We start from the raw sequence: 14,520 nt of genomic DNA on the forward strand, positions 1-14,520 counted from the left end.
AAATCATGCAGCACATACGGCAGCAACTCTCGACGAGAACAACTGCATGAGCCCGAGCAATCCATCAGTCAGCTGCCGCAAGATCGTCGTCATCGGCAAAGACCAGCCTTCCGTCATCCAAGGCGATAGCCCACCGATGTACCGGAGCCCAATCGCGCCCTACCGACTCCGAATCGATGACCATGTTCGCGTAGTCCTCGATCACCACACCGGTATATGCCACGCCGCCGCTGCCGGGACCAGGCACGGTGACCTTGACCCGAGAGCCAACACCCGTCGCCGCATTGGTTTCGCCGTTCTGTTCGTTCATCCTCGGATTCTCCCCGACCACCTCCACTCGCGCACCATCCTTCACACACTCGCGACGGAGCTTCTGGTAGCGAGGGGTGCGCGTAGTGAAGTGTCCCAACGCTCTGCGGCCTGGCCGTTTGCCCGTATCCAAGCATCGGATACGAGGATCTTTCGCGACCATTCACAGGCTCTATTGGCATTGCCTGGCGTTTCATTTCACCCGATAGCAGTCGCGGATGCCGGTTTCTGCAGCACTTAGCGCGCCAAGCGCGCGCTGCACACCGCTGTCGGCCGATCAGCGTGTTCACATCAGCGCGAACCTCACCCGAGACCTGGTTGCACTTGTAACTGCAGCCACCTTCGGTAGGTCTTGTACAGGGAGGCCTGAAGCGATGAATGCAACATTGACCGATCGCGGCGTAGGAAAAACCACGTTAACCGTGACAGATACCGCAGCCGCACAAGCCCGAGCAGTCGATACCGCGGCACTCGCGTCCGCGGTTCCACCGGAGCTGGCGAGCATCCTCACCGAGGTGATGCGCATCGTCGCAGCCGGCGGGACCGTCACACTCGGTTCGATCCCGGATGAGCTCACCACCACGAACGCTGCGGACATGCTCGACATCTCGCGCCCCGTCCTGATGAAGCTCATCCGCTGCGGGGATATACCAGCCCACAAGGTCGGCTCCCGCACTCGACTGAGGGCCGGCGATGTACTGGCATACCGCGAACGGATGCGTGAACAGCAACGGGCTGCGTTCCGGGAACTGCGCGCATTTGAAGATGACGAAAGCCTGGACTACTGACCGGTGGTCACCGCCCTGGACAGTCGGCCGTGACCTCTATCGCAACCGAGAACAACTGCACTCCAAACACATTGACAACAACACAACAATCACGTCAACACTTCGAGAACCGACAGAGAGGGGTACTACCGCTCATATGACGACGGTGTGGGGGTAGACCACACGTCCGTTCTCCTTCACCCACGTCTCATCGTCGCCGCCCCAGTTCTCGATCAGCAACTCCACGGTAGGAATGTCCGCGGCGAGAGGGTCATCGAACGCCGCGCGAGCATTGCGCGCACAGATCGTCGCCACACTGCTCTCATCGTAGAGCGCGTCGATGACGAACGCCGGCGTGAATCGCCCCCCGAAATCGTCACCGCCCCGCGCTGCAGTTTCACGGCCCCGCCACCACCTGCTCAGGGCCCGAGCCTTCGTGATATCAACCGGCGCTTCGACATCGAGAATCGTCAACTTCTGATAGTCCGCCTCCGCCAGCTCGGCAAGCAATCGCCGACCGAGCCCCGGCCAGCTGAATGTTCCTTCCAACACGACGTTTTCACCGATCCCGAGGCAACGTTCAGTAATAGCATCGACGATGACCGTCGACTCCGTATGCACCAGCGTCGCGAGTTCACGCGGCATCAACCGGTGACCGTCTGCCAGCACCTGGTCGAGAAGGTCGTCGTAGAAGCCCTGATCGAGTGCATCGCGCAGGAGATAATCTTTGACTCGGTCCGCGTCGACGACACGCCACCCCTGCCCGGCCAACTCCCGGCGTTCGATACTCGAACTCTTTCCCGCAGCCGGCGGCCCAGCCGTCGCGAGCGCCAAGAACTGCCGCCCCACAGCGACGTCGATTTGCTCGGACAGATACATCTCGACGATGTCCATGCGAGTTCTGCTGCGCGATACTGCGTCCCGGGCGCGGGCCGAGGAACGAGGACCGTTCTTGTCCAACGGTTGACCTGGGATACACAATGTTTCGAGTTGAGCTGCGACCGCCTCCAATAGTTCAGAGTGCATTCGCCTGCGCACGCCCCTGGGCTGTGGCCTCGAACAGGGCGCGGCGATCGTCGTCAGTGAGAAGCTCTCCTGCTCGTTCGATCTGATCCCACGACCCACGCACATACGATTCACCGATCGGGTCATCGGAGGCGATGTGACCGAACGTGTAGTCCCAGCTGCCGAGTTCCTTCATCATCTGTTCGTGACTGATACGGCCGGCCGCATGTTCGAGCATCACCTCACGCGGACTCCGATCACGAGCGGCAGGATTGAGGCGCAACTTCTTCAAGATCCGACTCACCTCGGGTTGCGCGACACCGAGCATCACAGCGATCGTGCGTTGGGGCACGTTCTCGCCGGTCGCCTTGCCCACCGCACGCAAAAGCTTCAGTTGCAGCAGTTCCTTCTCCGCCGGGATAGCCCGCAGATCCCGCTCGATACCGTAATCGATGGTCATCGCCATCTCCCTCCAACTGCAGTTATACCAAATAGTATCACCTTGGTGGGTGATACCCATCTCCCCACACCCACCGACTGATGCCCCGGCGGTTCCGCAGCTGGCATCAGCTGAGACAACACCGCGGAGGCAAGCCGTTCACGCTTTCGACGGGTGACACGGTCGAGGCCGAGCGCAAGATCAGCCGGAGTTGTGCCCCCGGCAGGCGATGACAGCCTCAGAGCAAAGGACCTACAGACAACGCCAACGCCGCCTCGGAACCAGGACGGCGTTGGCTATTTTCAGATGCGGCCGAACAGTGCCGGCCGGGCATTGAGAAGTCAGCTAGCGATGAGGCGCCGCTCACCACTGGGTCTTGAGCTGAGCCAATCTCTCGATCTGAGGCTTCGACGTCCTCTTCAACTTCTTATCGATGATCAACTTGGTCCGCGCTGCATTGATCCGCGCGTCAGTGACATGCGCAGCGCCTTGCGGTGTCGAGTCCATCATGACTAATCCTGGAGAGTCTTCACTGCAAGCATCACCCCAAGCTTGATGACTTCACGGGGTAGCGGCCTCGGCACCTCGTAACGGTCGGGTCGAGGGCAGGGAGTCCACTCCCATGGCGCGGGACGGAAACCGATGCGATGAGCTCTCACACCGGCGACATACGAGCACGACAGCGCACCAAGCGACGTCAAAGTTTGACCAACCGAGGTCATCCGACAGCAGCGAACTGACGTGCAGCAGCAAGTACCTGAGGCCCGACATCGGCCAGATCACCATCACGCAGAAGAAGCGCAGGTGCACGATCATCCAAAATCGGGTTCAAACCCTGGAACCACGCCTGCGCGACCGCAGCCGTGTCACGGGCAGTGATCAGCTTCGCCGCACGGTACGCGATACGGAGACGTTCGACATCGGTGTCGTTGCCGATGGTTCGTGTGCCCTCCGCCCACTGACGAACCGCTCGTGTTTCCTTGACCTTCCCGAGATATGCGACAAGGCGAGCGCCGAGCATCTCGTGCAGGGCGGTCACCAGTTCTGCCTGCGTCATGCGGGCAGCAAGATTGTAGGCAGCGAGATCAGGCCTCGGATGCGCCGTAGTCATGTAAATACACCTCCTAATCACATGGCAGATCACATCCGAGAAACCCGCCATCAATACAACACTCATTTGGCACCGACAATCGCTGGAACGGGCCGACAAACTATTGCTGTCCACATCACCTCAACCCATGTAAGGGTCACTGACATCGGAAAGCTGTACCTGTGTGCGATTCGCCGAAGACGTCCGCGGGGACGCCGGCGGCGCGTGCGGCGGCGAAGGACTTGTGGGCACGGCGGGTGAGCAGATCCATAAGTTTGCGCTCTTGTTCGATCAGGGTTTCCATATCGACCACCGTTTCTGCGTCAACTTTGTCAACTTCAGAATGCCCTTTCCGTCAATGCAGTCGGCCTTGCGACACTGAACTGGCCCGGCTGTGCGGGAGTCCATCGACCCGTCCATTGGATAGACGCAGCACTTGCATGCTCGCTTCACCGTGCTCGTTGCCATAATCGGGGCACCGTCAGGTTTCGCCTGTCGCAGCCCTAAGGACCGGGTTTACGACGAACAATCATTGATTACTGTGAATCGACAAACCCAGCAGCATCACACGCGGCGATCAGGTCACCCTCGCCTCCGCCGACCAAGAATGGAATTACCTCGTAACCTCCGAACCCCGCGCGGTCCGATGCCTCAGTGCCGCATTTCCTACCGCACCCGTACCGACCCGCCCCGCCGGGCCCTCATCACCGGAAACCACGTGATGAGGGCCAACTCGGCATGGCTAGCGGCTCACCTGTGTCGTGCACGCAATCCGAATGATGATGGTCCGATCCCCGTTGCTTCAATGACCGCTTCGGGGGTCCACATCGACAACGCTCCCACGACAGAATCGCCCCTACACCCCGCACTGCGCTTCTGACAGAATGGTTATCGTGGCGTACCTGGTCAAACCTGGACATCGCGCGCCGCCGGTGCGTTCACCTGTGCCGGTAGACACCGCGCTCCCCCGGGTGTGCGTCATCGGCGCCGGATCATCGGGTATCGCCGCCGCCAAAGCGCTGTATACCGCAGGCATTCCCTTCGACTGCTTCGAAAAAGGCAGCACGATCGGCGGCAACTGGGTCTACGACAACCCCAACGGCCAGTCCGCCTGCTACGAAACGTTGGAAATCAACACCTCCTGTCCACGCATGGCGTACTCCGATTTCGCGATGCCACCCGACTACCCGCCGTACGCGCGGCACGACCAGGTCCACGCCTACTTCGAGTCCTACGTCGACCATTTCGGGTTCCGGCACACCATCACCTTCGACACCACCGTCGAGAACGTCCGACGCGAGCACGACGGCACCTGGTCGGTGCGCACCAACGGTCCCACCGGTGAACACACGAAAACCTACGACGCCGTCCTGGTTGCCAACGGGCACCACTGGGACGCGCGCTGGCCAGAACCCACCTACCCAGGCACCTTCAGCGGAACGCAGATCCATGCCCACGACTACCGCAATGCGGACCAGCTCGCCGACCGCGACGTGGTCGTCGTCGGTATGGGAAACTCGGCACTCGACATCGCCGTCGAAGCATCGAAAGTCGCTCGCAGCACCACCCTGTCCGTGCGGCGCAGCCAGTGGGTACTGCGCAAGATGCTCTTCGGCAGGGCAGCCGACCAAGTCGCACTGCCAGGATGGATGCCATGGTGGGTTACCGGAGCCAGATTGCGGCTCGGTGCCGTCGCCTCAGGCAGCCTCACCCGCTACGGCCTGCCCCGGCCAACGCACAAGCCGAGCCAGTCGCACCCGGTGCAATCCGAGCAACTACGCGCACGACTCGATGCCGGCGCGATCATCCCACGCCCTGGCATCGACCGATTCGACGGCAACACAGTAGTTTTCACCGACGGACACAGCACGCGAGCCGACCTGATCGTCTGGGCCATCGGCTACCGGGTCAGTTTCCCGTTCCTGGACCCGGATCTGATTCGCGCCCGCGACAACGATCTTCCGCTGTGGAAGCGGACCGTGCACCCGGACCTTCCGGGCCTGTACTTCATCGGACTCCTACAACCGGTCGGCGCGGTCATGCCGCTCGCCGAGGCGCAATGCGCCTGGATCGCGGACATCCTCACCGGCCGATACCTTCCGCCGTCCGACGCCCGGATCCGTAAGCAGATGGCAACCGAGCACAACCGCAACAAAAAACAGTTCTACACCTCCCCCCGGCACACCATGGAAGTCGACTTCGACCACTACCTGTGGGACCTCACCCGCGAACGCAAACGAGGCGCGCACCGCGCCCACGCCCTGCGCTGATCGCCCATACTCGTTCGGGGAAATGACGATTGGTCGCCACAATCTCTCCGCTTCGTCGCTCACAGCCGCCGGATCTGCTAACTATGAAAGAGCGACCAGCTTGGCGATTGACAACTGCTGCAGCCGGATCCGATTTGCGAGAATACTTGCAGCGCCTGCACTCCGGGTGAAATACGGGCACCACCGGCATCGTAAGCGGACTGACTACACGGATCAGCTTCCTCCCGGCCCTGAACAGCCAGAATTCCGCCGATAACTCAGTTGAATGCCCCGATTCGACGAGAGGCACGCCCGGCAAGGTACCCCACGACGACGCAGAGCACACCCCCCACTGCCGAGACACCGGCAACGGTCCCCCACATCGTCGACGCCACCCCGGCTCCGAGTGCCGGAGCCGCCACCGCAAACGGCCTTGCGCAGTAACGGATTTGAGCTCGCCTTGGTGCGCAAGGATTTCGGACAGACCTACTCAGCCGTTCAACAACGGCAGTTTCGAGGAATTCGTGAGTCTCCGCGAATTGGTGCTCCAACTCGGCGATCATGGCATGCGGTACGTGCGGTCAATCTCGCGAACTGTGCGACCTGTGCAGCCACCAGTTCGGCGAGTTACCCGTATATTGGCCTGGACACAGAATCTGTTGTTATACAGCATGATACGAGATCATCACTGACGATCCTTGTCACCGTCACTCAGCAGGACTGGGGCGCAGAGATGGGCTTCGACGACCTGGAAATGGAACCCCTGAGCGAAGGACCTGGACTACCGACTCCAGTCTCTCAGACACTTCATGGCAGAGAAGTCACCCGACGAAGTTACCGGCACCATCACCGACCTCCACCGACGATGAACTGCGCCCGTCCGTGCAGTCAAACGAATCGCATCCTTGGTGCTTGTTAGGTGGCGGGACTGTCACAAATCGCCGATGTCCAGCGTCTTCATGTTGAACCACCAATGACAGGAGACGATTATGACCAGCACAACCCGCATTCCGCGGACCGAGATCAAGGGCATCTACGGAGGGTTGATCAAGATGATGATGCGCAAGATGATCGGTCGCGTACCGGAAAGCGCCGAGACACTGTGGAATCACCCTGCCGTCTTCAAAGACATGATGAAGTTCGGCGGCAGGACGGAGAAGTGGGACAAGCTCGACCGCAACCTGGCGACTTTCGCCACCATGGCCGCGGCCGCCGAGATCGGCTGCAGCTTCTGCCTGGACTTCGGCTACTTCACGGCCCACAACAAAGGCCTTGACGAGGCCAAGGCGCGCGAAATACCGAGATGGCGGGAATCTGATGTGTTCACCCCGCTCGAGCGACAGGTTCTCGAGTATGCCGAGGCCATATGCCAGACCTCGCCGACCGTCACTGACGAGATGTCGGCTGCGCTGCGCGAAAAGCTCGGGACGCCGGCGCTCATTGAGCTGACCGCCAAGGTCGCCTTCATGAACCTCTCCGCACGGTCCAACGTCGCACTTGGTATCCACTCAGAGGAGTACGCCACATCGTGTGGTCTGCGACCGCTCGCGGCCCCGAAGCCCGTAGTCTCCACCTCATGAGTGGAGATCCGTTCATCACCCACCGCCGACTGCTCTTCACAGTCGCGTACGAGATGCTCGGGTCCGCTGCCGACGCCGAGGACGTGGTGCAGGAGGCCTGGCTGAAATGGATCAACGTCGACCAGGCCGATGTCCGGGACCCGCGAGCCTTCTTGGTCCGAATCGTCACCCGGAAGGCGCTCGACCAGTTGCGGGTGCTGGCAAGGCGACGCGAGGAATACGTCGGACCGTGGTTGCCCGAGCCGCTATTGACCACTCCTGATGTGGCCGACGACGTCGAGTTGGCAGATAGCCTGTCCACAGCGATGCTGCTCGTACTCGAGACGCTGACACCAACCCAGCGGGCTGTGTTCGTACTCCACGAGGTGTTCGACCTGGGGTACGACGAGCTCGCGGAGGCAGTGGGCAAGAGTCCCACCGCGGTACGCCAGATCGCCCACCGCGCCCGGGAACGCGTCGCCGCGCGGCGGCCACGCGGGATCATCTCCCCCGCCGACACACGGAAGGCCCTGATGGCGCTCCAGCGGGCGATAGCGACTGGCGACCTCCACGACCTGGTCGACATACTCGCGCCTGACGTCGTGGCCTTGGGTGACGGTGGCGGCATCAAGCAAGCTCTGCCGCGGCCGGTGTCGGGCGCAGACAAGGTGGCTCGACTGTTTGCTGCCGGTCTGGCCGGCTGGGGTGCCGGTATGACCGCCGAACTGGCCAATGTCAACGGCGGACCCGCGCTGATCATCTGGTTGGACGGAGAACTCGACAGTGTGGTCTCAATGCGCGTCGAAGACGGCTTAGTCAGCGGGATCTACACTGTCCGGAATCCCGAGAAGCTCTCCCGGATGATGCAGGAGGCCACTGTCAGTCGCTGAGGCAGGCCTTCTCGCGGATCGTTTCGTTCAATGCCGACGGCGAAACAACGTGCATCCTAGCGAGTTGCGCCGCCCTACTGGCTCCCCATCAACATGTCGCTGCCAGTTGATCGGCGAGCGAATGCAAGGCCTCGCCCTGCCTGACCGCGTACTCAAGGGTCCCCACTCGCAGGTCACTGGACGCAATCCACGCGAGCACGGCACCGGGTTCGGCGCCGCTGCGGCGAACGGGCCGGCTCGTCGCCACCACCGACAGCGCGCGTAGTGGGGATACCGAGGGCATACATCGCCTCACCGACCAGATGTTCGCGCAGCATCGGGCCGACAACCGCCCCGTGGACCACCATGAGATGCCCGGTGCGCGTTACGCTGTCTGCGACGGTGTCGACGTCGAATGGCCGCATCCATCTCATGTCGATGACTTCGACGGAGATGTCCTCTTCTTCGAGTTTCTCTGCGGCAGTGATGACTTCGTATTGAATTGCGCCCCATGTCGCTATGGTGATGTCATCGCCGCGGCGCCGGAGAGTAGCTCCACCGATTGGTTCGATGGCGCCGTCGAGTTGAACGGTGTTTTTGGTGCCGTGATAGAGGTTTCTGTTTTCGATGACGATGGTTTGCCGTGTTCGACGAGTTCGACTCCGACCATGAGCCCCGATCCGCGCACCGCACTCGAGAAAGCACTACAACTGCATCTCGATCTGAACTAAAAGGAACAGGTCCGAAAACTATCGAGATCCTCGCCGCGGCCAGGGCAGATCCCGCCGATTCCCGCGTACCGTCCGACCAGTGCCCGCGTCCTCGGGCAGGACGGCGACGCCGTGCGCGAGGCTCTCGTCGACGTGAACCGGCATCATGTGACCGTTTCCGCGTGCGTAGTCGCTGCGAGTCCGGCCGATCTGCTCGCTGAAAGAGCGAGTGAAGCCGGCGGGCATCGCGAATCCGACTTGCCGGCCAGTCCAGCCGATCTCACGCCCGCGTCCAAGTATGCGGCCCCGGCCGCGATCCGGACAGCGGCGCGCCACCGGACGAAGAAAAGCCCGGTTTCCTCGGTAAACCCCGCGCTGCAGTGTACGAACGCCTATCCGTTCCGATCGTTGGCAAGCCGCTCCCGCACACCCTGCTGGTCCACATCCTCGGGAGTTCGATCCCGAGCCGTGGCGCCGCGCCAGGGAACACGGAGGATGGGAGTCTCGGTGCGATCGGGCATAGCGCCGATGGTCGCTTCGACAGCGCCGGTGTCGACTCCGTCAGGCAGGCTGGCCAGCCTGTGAATGTTGATCTCTGATCGTTCGATGCACATCAGCAGAAATGCCGGCGATAGGCGCTGTCCACGTCCTCGGCGCGGCTGACCACCCATGTCAGATGATCGTGTAACCGAGTTCATGCGCCGCGGTGTAGATGCGGTCGGCCAACCCCGGATGACTCAACGGCTGCGAGAACTCGGGAAGAGCGGGGAATGCGCCGGTGGCGCGTTCGAACAACGCCATGCACACGGTCCCTGCGTACCGGCCCCGGTAGATGATTCCGTCAAGATCGTCATGGGTACGGTGAATTGTCCTGGCCCAGTGTTGGGTTCGGCGGTGCGCTGCCGAATCGAGCGCATGGTTCCCGCCGACTCGGGTTGCCCACACTCCGGTGCCGATTCCGGACACATCGAGAAGGCGCAGTGCGCGCACGAATTTCACGCCTGTCAGGAACGGTTCGCAGTGCCGCCGGTCGATGGTGCGTGAGGATTGGAATGCTTCGGCCAGTGCGCCGCGGGGATTGTTTGCGCCGTACCAAATTCCGTATTTCGTCCGATCGGCCGGAGGGAGCGGATGGTGATCGAACCGAAGGACCGGCCCGAAGGTGCGAAGTCCGTTCCAGGCAAGGACGTGGGGGCCGGTGGTGCGGTGCACCCGCCAGACCACGTCGCCGGGTTTCCACTCGATCATCTCGTCGGGAAGAATTCCCGCATCGCGGAGTTCCTCGATCGACGGCGGCGCAGGCAGCATTACCGCCATCTATGCGGATTCCCACTGCGACGAGGTGATCACATCGGCGGCCTGGTTGATGTCGTCGTCGGTTCCGGCGCACCCCGTCAGCCACGCCACGATCGACACCGGCTCTCCCTCGACGATCAAGGACTGCTGTGGCGTGGTCAACAACGCCTGCACAGACAACGGATGCATGTCGCCCTCGAGCAGAGGAACGATCCGGTCGAGGTGCGGCACGTGACCGGTAGAGGTGAACTGGGCAGGCGGAAGCAACCGGTTTCGACCAGAGGTGAACGCCCACAGCTTGTGTTCGGTGAGGAGTTGGCGGATCCGCGCCGGCGTGACGCCGAGCCGCTCGGCGGCGTCCGGGATGGAGAAGGATTCGTGCACCAGGTTCTGCATACGAATATCGCGGTCCACCCGCGCCGACGCCGCCGCCAACGGATCAGCGACAAACCCGGCATCGTCGAGAATGCGGGCGTCGTGGGCAGAAAGTACCGGCGCGGCGGCCCTGCGTTCGGAGGCGAGGCCTTCGAGGATATGCCAGAGATGACTTCGGTCGAGGTCGGTACCGGTGACCTCTTTCAGTGCGTCTTCGAAGGGAAGATCACCGTGCAGGAAGCGGTCTCTGGTGCTGCTGGTCGCTGCGTCCGACATCTCCATATCCTTTCGTTGATTTTCGCGCGTAAATCAATGATAGCGCGCGGGGAGGTCGACCGCCACCGATCGAAAACCCCACAAGGCCCCACACCCCGCACACCTGGAACTTTCCCCGGACCCAGCACGCTCACCCCGGCGCAGAGAGCAGCGCCAACACCGCACCGCCGTCAGACCCCCCTTACAACCGCGGCAGGAGTCTACGGCCGCCCCGTCTGTGACCGACGTAAGTCGCAGACCACATCCAAGATTGCGGACCGCCCACCACGTCCGCTCCCCCATCCCCGGGACCTCCGTACTCGAGTCGTGGAAGCGCCGACCATCGCGGACACGACGTGCACGCGTACCAATTCGCGAACGGGTGCCACCTCGACATCTCCACGGCCGCGATGCTGTAGTCACATCGTGACCGGACACCCCGCCAAGAAACACCCGAACTTGGACTGACACAGGCAATATCGATTCATGAACGCACCCATCGACCACCTCGAACGCCGCCGCATCCGGCACCATCCCGAGCGCCCCCGCCCCACAATCGTCCACTGCTACAACGAATACACCCGCCACCTCGACGCCGGCGCCACCACACTGATCATCGACTCCGGCCCCGACCAATGGCTCGACCTCGGACACATCCCCGACAGCGTCGACGTCACCATCACCGGACAAACCTGCGCCGCCGTCACCGGCGGATCCATCATCGCCGCCGGCCGATGCTTCCTCCAAGCCACCCACCACGCCCGCGTGAGCGCCTACGACTTCGCCCACGTCGAAGCATTCGACACCGCCGCCGTCGACGCACACGGGGAAAGCCGCATCGTCGGAACCGATTACGCCGACATCCGGGCCGACGAGCACGCCATCGTATTCGCGCACTGCCACTGCCACGTCCACGCCGCCGGACATACCCGCATCGCGGCTACCGACACCACCACAGTCGCCATCGACGGCGACGCGCACGTCCACGTCAGCGCCGGCGTACACATCACCGGAGAACACCAATCTACGAATCTGACCATCGTCACCCGCCCCATCAACCGACTCGCCGACCACCTCAACAGGTAGGAACCCGCCCGCCGCGCCCATTGCCCACCCGCGATCGCAGCAACCGCCTTCCTTGTCTCACACCCGGTCTCTGCCGACCTTCCATCAGCGACACCAGTGCTACTCTGTCCACGGCGGTGCGAGTAGTGGATCGAAAATCCACCTCGCGCCATTTCTCGTCCAGGGGCGCGTCTGGATCTGTCGATGCACTAGCCGAAACATCACCGGTGGGTGCTCCAGACATCAACGCGCGCAACCTTCATCCGGGCCAAAAATAGTTGCCGTCCGACCCTGTTCACGCGTACTCGGTCTCGGGCGGGAAGCGATGCTGCGCAATCACCACCCGGGCGCGTTGATACGCCCAAAGCATCGTGGTCGTCCCACTCGACGCCCGCCGGTCCCGCATTTCTTCGATCTTGACTTACGGTGAGATCTGAGTGTGTAGACCAAATATCTTCAAAGTAAATGTGTTTGGGCGCTAGGGCACGGAGTACCCGTCTGTTTTTCGCGCCTGTTTTCTCCGGGCATGCACTCGGGCGTCGCCAAGCGCTGAGATCGCATTCCGAAACGAACCAGAACGACCGCTGCCCGCGCACACTTTGACGTTGGCGGGTGAAACAAGGGCGGCGGCGGGGATCCACGTCCGCCACATCGGCCAAATGCGCCGAGCAGGCGAATAGCGTCATGCGCTCATGCTGAGGAGAGAATGGCACTGTGATCGGCGACGATGCGTTCTACCAGATCGCGGCCTCAGCCACGATCGAGAGACAGTGCAGCGACAGACGAATCGATTGCAAGTGCAGGATGCAATATGACGGCCGGATCTGTAGTCAGGACCCACGCGAGAGTGTCCTCGTTGTGCCGAGGGCGGTACGCGAGTCCCCCGAGAGCAGGGTCGGCAGCATGGATCGCGTGTGCCCACTTGCGCGTGGTGACGTAATGTCGCGCTTCGCATTTGGTCAACCACAAATCCTGCCCGACCGCAGACAGGTGCGGGCCGTGCAGTGCCGCAACGGTAAGGGTGCGGGTGAGCGTCAAGGCGGTCAAGGTGCGACCCGTCACCGCGCTGGCCGGCACGATCCTCGCGACAGTCGGGTCCAAAGGCAGATCCCGGCAGATAGTTTCGGCGATCGCTCGGTCCGGACTGTCGGCGATGTACAGGTAGGCGTACGCAGGCGTCGAGTGAGTCGAATCGGCCACCGGAAAGCTCGTCCGGTTGCGCCGTGGGATTGGGGGCCAACGCGCTGCGGCGGCTGCTGTGGACTCGCCACACCGTCGTGCCGGCGGCCAGTGTGCTGCGGTGAGCCGGCCGGAAGAGGCCTCCGGCTGGTGGTTCTATATCGGGCATCAGTCAGCACGCACTGCGGAGGCCAGTCGTTCGAGCTTTCGATGGGCGGCAGGGTCGGGATCGATCGCGAGATCGGCCGGAGTTTGCCCCTTGGGCAGTCGCGGGGACGGTGTCAGCCACCACGAGGCAACTCCCCACGGGTCAGCGCTCGCCCCGAGAAGCACGTTGACCGTGGCCACGACCTCGCGCACCGACGCGGTCACGTCGTCGAACTGAAACTCCGGGTACCGGTAGCCGTTGCCGATAGGCAATGCGACGACCTTGCCGGTGGTTCGCAATCGCGATGCAACGGTGCGGTCCGATTCCGGCCGCCGCAAAACGGCCGCGACCTGACCTGCAGTCAGCATCGGATAGTCGAGGATATGGCGACGCGCTCGGGTTTCGAGTTCGGCTTGTTCGACGGCATCGTCGACGAGGTCTGCGCCGATGCGGTTTGCCTGCGTGCGATCGGTCAATGTCGGTGCCATCGCCAGCAGCGCAGTGACGTGGTTGCGGACGAGGTGCATCTCGGGGCGCGCCGCGAGCTCGGAGGCGACGGCGTCGATCAATTCCGGTGTCGAGAGGTTCGACAGGCCACCACGCTCATCATTCGCGATATCGATGCGGTCAGCTGCGCTCCCCCTATCGCGCTGCGTTGCAGCCAACCGGGACTCGTCGGCGAGGGCGGTACCGGTGCGATCTACATGGCGGTACCTGGCAGTCGTAGCAACGCGACTGGTGCGGTGACCGGCAAGTTTGACGGCACGTTGATGTGGGGCGATCTTCTTCGTAACCATGAGCACTCCCTGCTACGTATGCACCATCATAGTATGCCGTTACTTACGTAGCATCCACTACCTGCTTCAACCCCGTCACCATCCACCACCAGCCCCACTCCCCCGCGACACCGCCGAGATGCACCGACATCCTTCGGACTCCAGCCGACACGAACTACCCGACCTGCGCCCACCTGCAGCGCAGCTCGTCTGTTGTCAATCCAACTGCTGGCGCCGAATGAAATCGACCATTCCCGGAACCGTGAACGCAATCCGCCCACGCTCAGGAGACCAGACCACGTTTAATCGCTGAATCGCGTACCTCACTTGTTCCCGAGGCAGTCGATCCCATCGCCTCGGCGACCTTCGCCGACCGCGGCTGATCCCCACTGAGAGTGGATCGTCGCCAAGATAGTTGCGTTCCCTCGG

16 protein-coding genes and 2 pseudogenes are annotated in these 14,520 nt (G+C 62.3%); 5 read left to right on the forward strand and 13 right to left on the reverse strand.

Annotated elements, in window-relative coordinates:
- Window positions 1–64: 64 nt before the first annotated feature.
- Window positions 65–310 (reverse strand): hypothetical protein, encoded by a 246-nt coding sequence (locus CJ178_RS31320; protein WP_095888933.1) that lies wholly within the window; start codon window positions 308–310, stop codon window positions 65–67.
- Between the two features lie 373 nt (window positions 311–683).
- Here CJ178_RS31320 and CJ178_RS31325 point away from each other — a divergent pair, with 373 nt between their 5' ends.
- Window positions 684–1,097, forward strand: coding sequence for a helix-turn-helix domain-containing protein (locus tag CJ178_RS31325; RefSeq protein ID WP_095888934.1), 414 nt, complete (start codon window positions 684–686; stop codon window positions 1,095–1,097).
- Between the two features lie 132 nt (window positions 1,098–1,229).
- Here the strand turns inward: CJ178_RS31325 and CJ178_RS31330 are convergent, their stop codons facing one another.
- The 4 genes from CJ178_RS31330 to CJ178_RS31340 form a co-directional block, all read right to left on the reverse strand.
- Window positions 1,230–1,970 carry a zeta toxin family protein gene (locus CJ178_RS31330; protein WP_257013630.1) on the reverse strand — a complete coding sequence of 247 codons (741 nt, stop codon included), beginning with the start codon at window positions 1,968–1,970 and terminating at the stop codon, window positions 1,230–1,232.
- A 121-nt stretch (window positions 1,971–2,091) separates the two neighbouring features.
- Entirely contained in the window at window positions 2,092–2,541 is a 450-nt protein-coding gene (locus CJ178_RS31335; RefSeq protein ID WP_306453228.1) for a hypothetical protein, read from the reverse strand.
- A gap of 342 nt (window positions 2,542–2,883) precedes the next feature.
- Window positions 2,884–3,030, reverse strand: a complete 147-nt coding sequence (locus CJ178_RS33015; RefSeq protein ID WP_179300901.1) for a hypothetical protein — start codon at window positions 3,028–3,030, stop codon at window positions 2,884–2,886.
- Window positions 3,031–3,238: 208 nt separating this feature from the next.
- Window positions 3,239–3,631: a hypothetical protein gene (locus tag CJ178_RS31340; RefSeq protein ID WP_095888937.1), complete on the reverse strand. Its 393-nt coding sequence runs from the start codon at window positions 3,629–3,631 to the stop codon at window positions 3,239–3,241.
- Between the two features lie 872 nt (window positions 3,632–4,503).
- On the opposite strand from CJ178_RS31340, the gene CJ178_RS31350 reads away from it, so the two are divergent.
- Window positions 4,504–5,880 carry a flavin-containing monooxygenase gene (locus CJ178_RS31350; RefSeq protein WP_095889121.1) on the forward strand — a complete coding sequence of 459 codons (1,377 nt, stop codon included), beginning with the start codon at window positions 4,504–4,506 and terminating at the stop codon, window positions 5,878–5,880.
- Window positions 5,881–6,137: 257 nt separating this feature from the next.
- On the opposite strand, the gene CJ178_RS33020 is transcribed toward CJ178_RS31350, so the two are convergent.
- Complete coding sequence (locus CJ178_RS33020) at window positions 6,138–6,281, reverse strand: hypothetical protein (RefSeq protein WP_179300902.1); 144 nt, start codon at window positions 6,279–6,281, stop codon at window positions 6,138–6,140.
- 567 nt (window positions 6,282–6,848) lie between these two features.
- On the opposite strand from CJ178_RS33020, the gene CJ178_RS31360 reads away from it, so the two are divergent.
- Both CJ178_RS31360 and CJ178_RS31365 read left to right on the forward strand, forming a co-directional pair.
- Window positions 6,849–7,439 (forward strand): carboxymuconolactone decarboxylase family protein, encoded by a 591-nt coding sequence (locus CJ178_RS31360; protein WP_095888940.1) that lies wholly within the window; start codon window positions 6,849–6,851, stop codon window positions 7,437–7,439.
- Window positions 7,436–8,308: an RNA polymerase sigma-70 factor gene (locus tag CJ178_RS31365; protein ID WP_095888941.1), complete on the forward strand. Its 873-nt coding sequence runs from the start codon at window positions 7,436–7,438 to the stop codon at window positions 8,306–8,308. The genes CJ178_RS31360 and CJ178_RS31365 overlap by 4 nt, the downstream gene beginning before the upstream one ends.
- A gap of 97 nt (window positions 8,309–8,405) precedes the next feature.
- On the opposite strand, the pseudogene CJ178_RS33520 reads toward CJ178_RS31365, so the two are convergent.
- The 5 genes and pseudogenes from CJ178_RS33520 to CJ178_RS31390 all read right to left on the reverse strand — a co-directional run.
- Window positions 8,406–8,967, reverse strand: a pseudogene (locus tag CJ178_RS33520) (protein adenylyltransferase SelO family protein); the annotation flags it as partial.
- A gap of 69 nt (window positions 8,968–9,036) precedes the next feature.
- Window positions 9,037–9,243, reverse strand: coding sequence for a hypothetical protein (locus CJ178_RS31375; RefSeq protein ID WP_095888942.1), 207 nt, complete (start codon window positions 9,241–9,243; stop codon window positions 9,037–9,039).
- A gap of 146 nt (window positions 9,244–9,389) precedes the next feature.
- Window positions 9,390–9,695: a hypothetical protein gene (locus CJ178_RS31380; RefSeq protein WP_143547571.1), complete on the reverse strand. Its 306-nt coding sequence runs from the start codon at window positions 9,693–9,695 to the stop codon at window positions 9,390–9,392.
- Complete coding sequence (locus tag CJ178_RS31385) at window positions 9,670–10,314, reverse strand: RES family NAD+ phosphorylase (protein WP_257013632.1); 645 nt, start codon at window positions 10,312–10,314, stop codon at window positions 9,670–9,672. Before CJ178_RS31385 ends, CJ178_RS31380 begins: the two co-directional genes overlap by 26 nt.
- The gene (locus CJ178_RS31390; protein ID WP_257013633.1) at window positions 10,315–10,944 is read right to left on the reverse strand and encodes a helix-turn-helix domain-containing protein; all 630 of its coding nucleotides are present in this window, start codon (window positions 10,942–10,944) and stop codon (window positions 10,315–10,317) included.
- A 465-nt stretch (window positions 10,945–11,409) separates the two neighbouring features.
- Here CJ178_RS31390 and CJ178_RS31395 point away from each other — a divergent pair, with 465 nt between their 5' ends.
- Window positions 11,410–12,009 carry a hypothetical protein gene (locus tag CJ178_RS31395; RefSeq protein WP_095888945.1) on the forward strand — a complete coding sequence of 200 codons (600 nt, stop codon included), beginning with the start codon at window positions 11,410–11,412 and terminating at the stop codon, window positions 12,007–12,009.
- Window positions 12,010–12,738: 729 nt separating this feature from the next.
- Here CJ178_RS31395 and CJ178_RS31400 read toward each other — a convergent pair.
- Together CJ178_RS31400 and CJ178_RS31405 are read right to left on the reverse strand one after the other, a co-directional pair.
- Window positions 12,739–13,230, reverse strand: a pseudogene (locus CJ178_RS31400) (RES domain-containing protein); the annotation flags it as partial.
- 105 nt (window positions 13,231–13,335) lie between these two features.
- Entirely contained in the window at window positions 13,336–14,112 is a 777-nt protein-coding gene (locus tag CJ178_RS31405; RefSeq protein ID WP_257013634.1) for a hypothetical protein, read from the reverse strand.
- Window positions 14,113–14,520: the final 408 nt, after the last annotated feature.

This window comes from Rhodococcus sp. ACPA4 (assembly GCF_002300185.1).
Taxonomy (GTDB): Bacteria; Actinomycetota; Actinomycetes; order Mycobacteriales; family Mycobacteriaceae; genus Rhodococcus_F; species Rhodococcus_F globerula.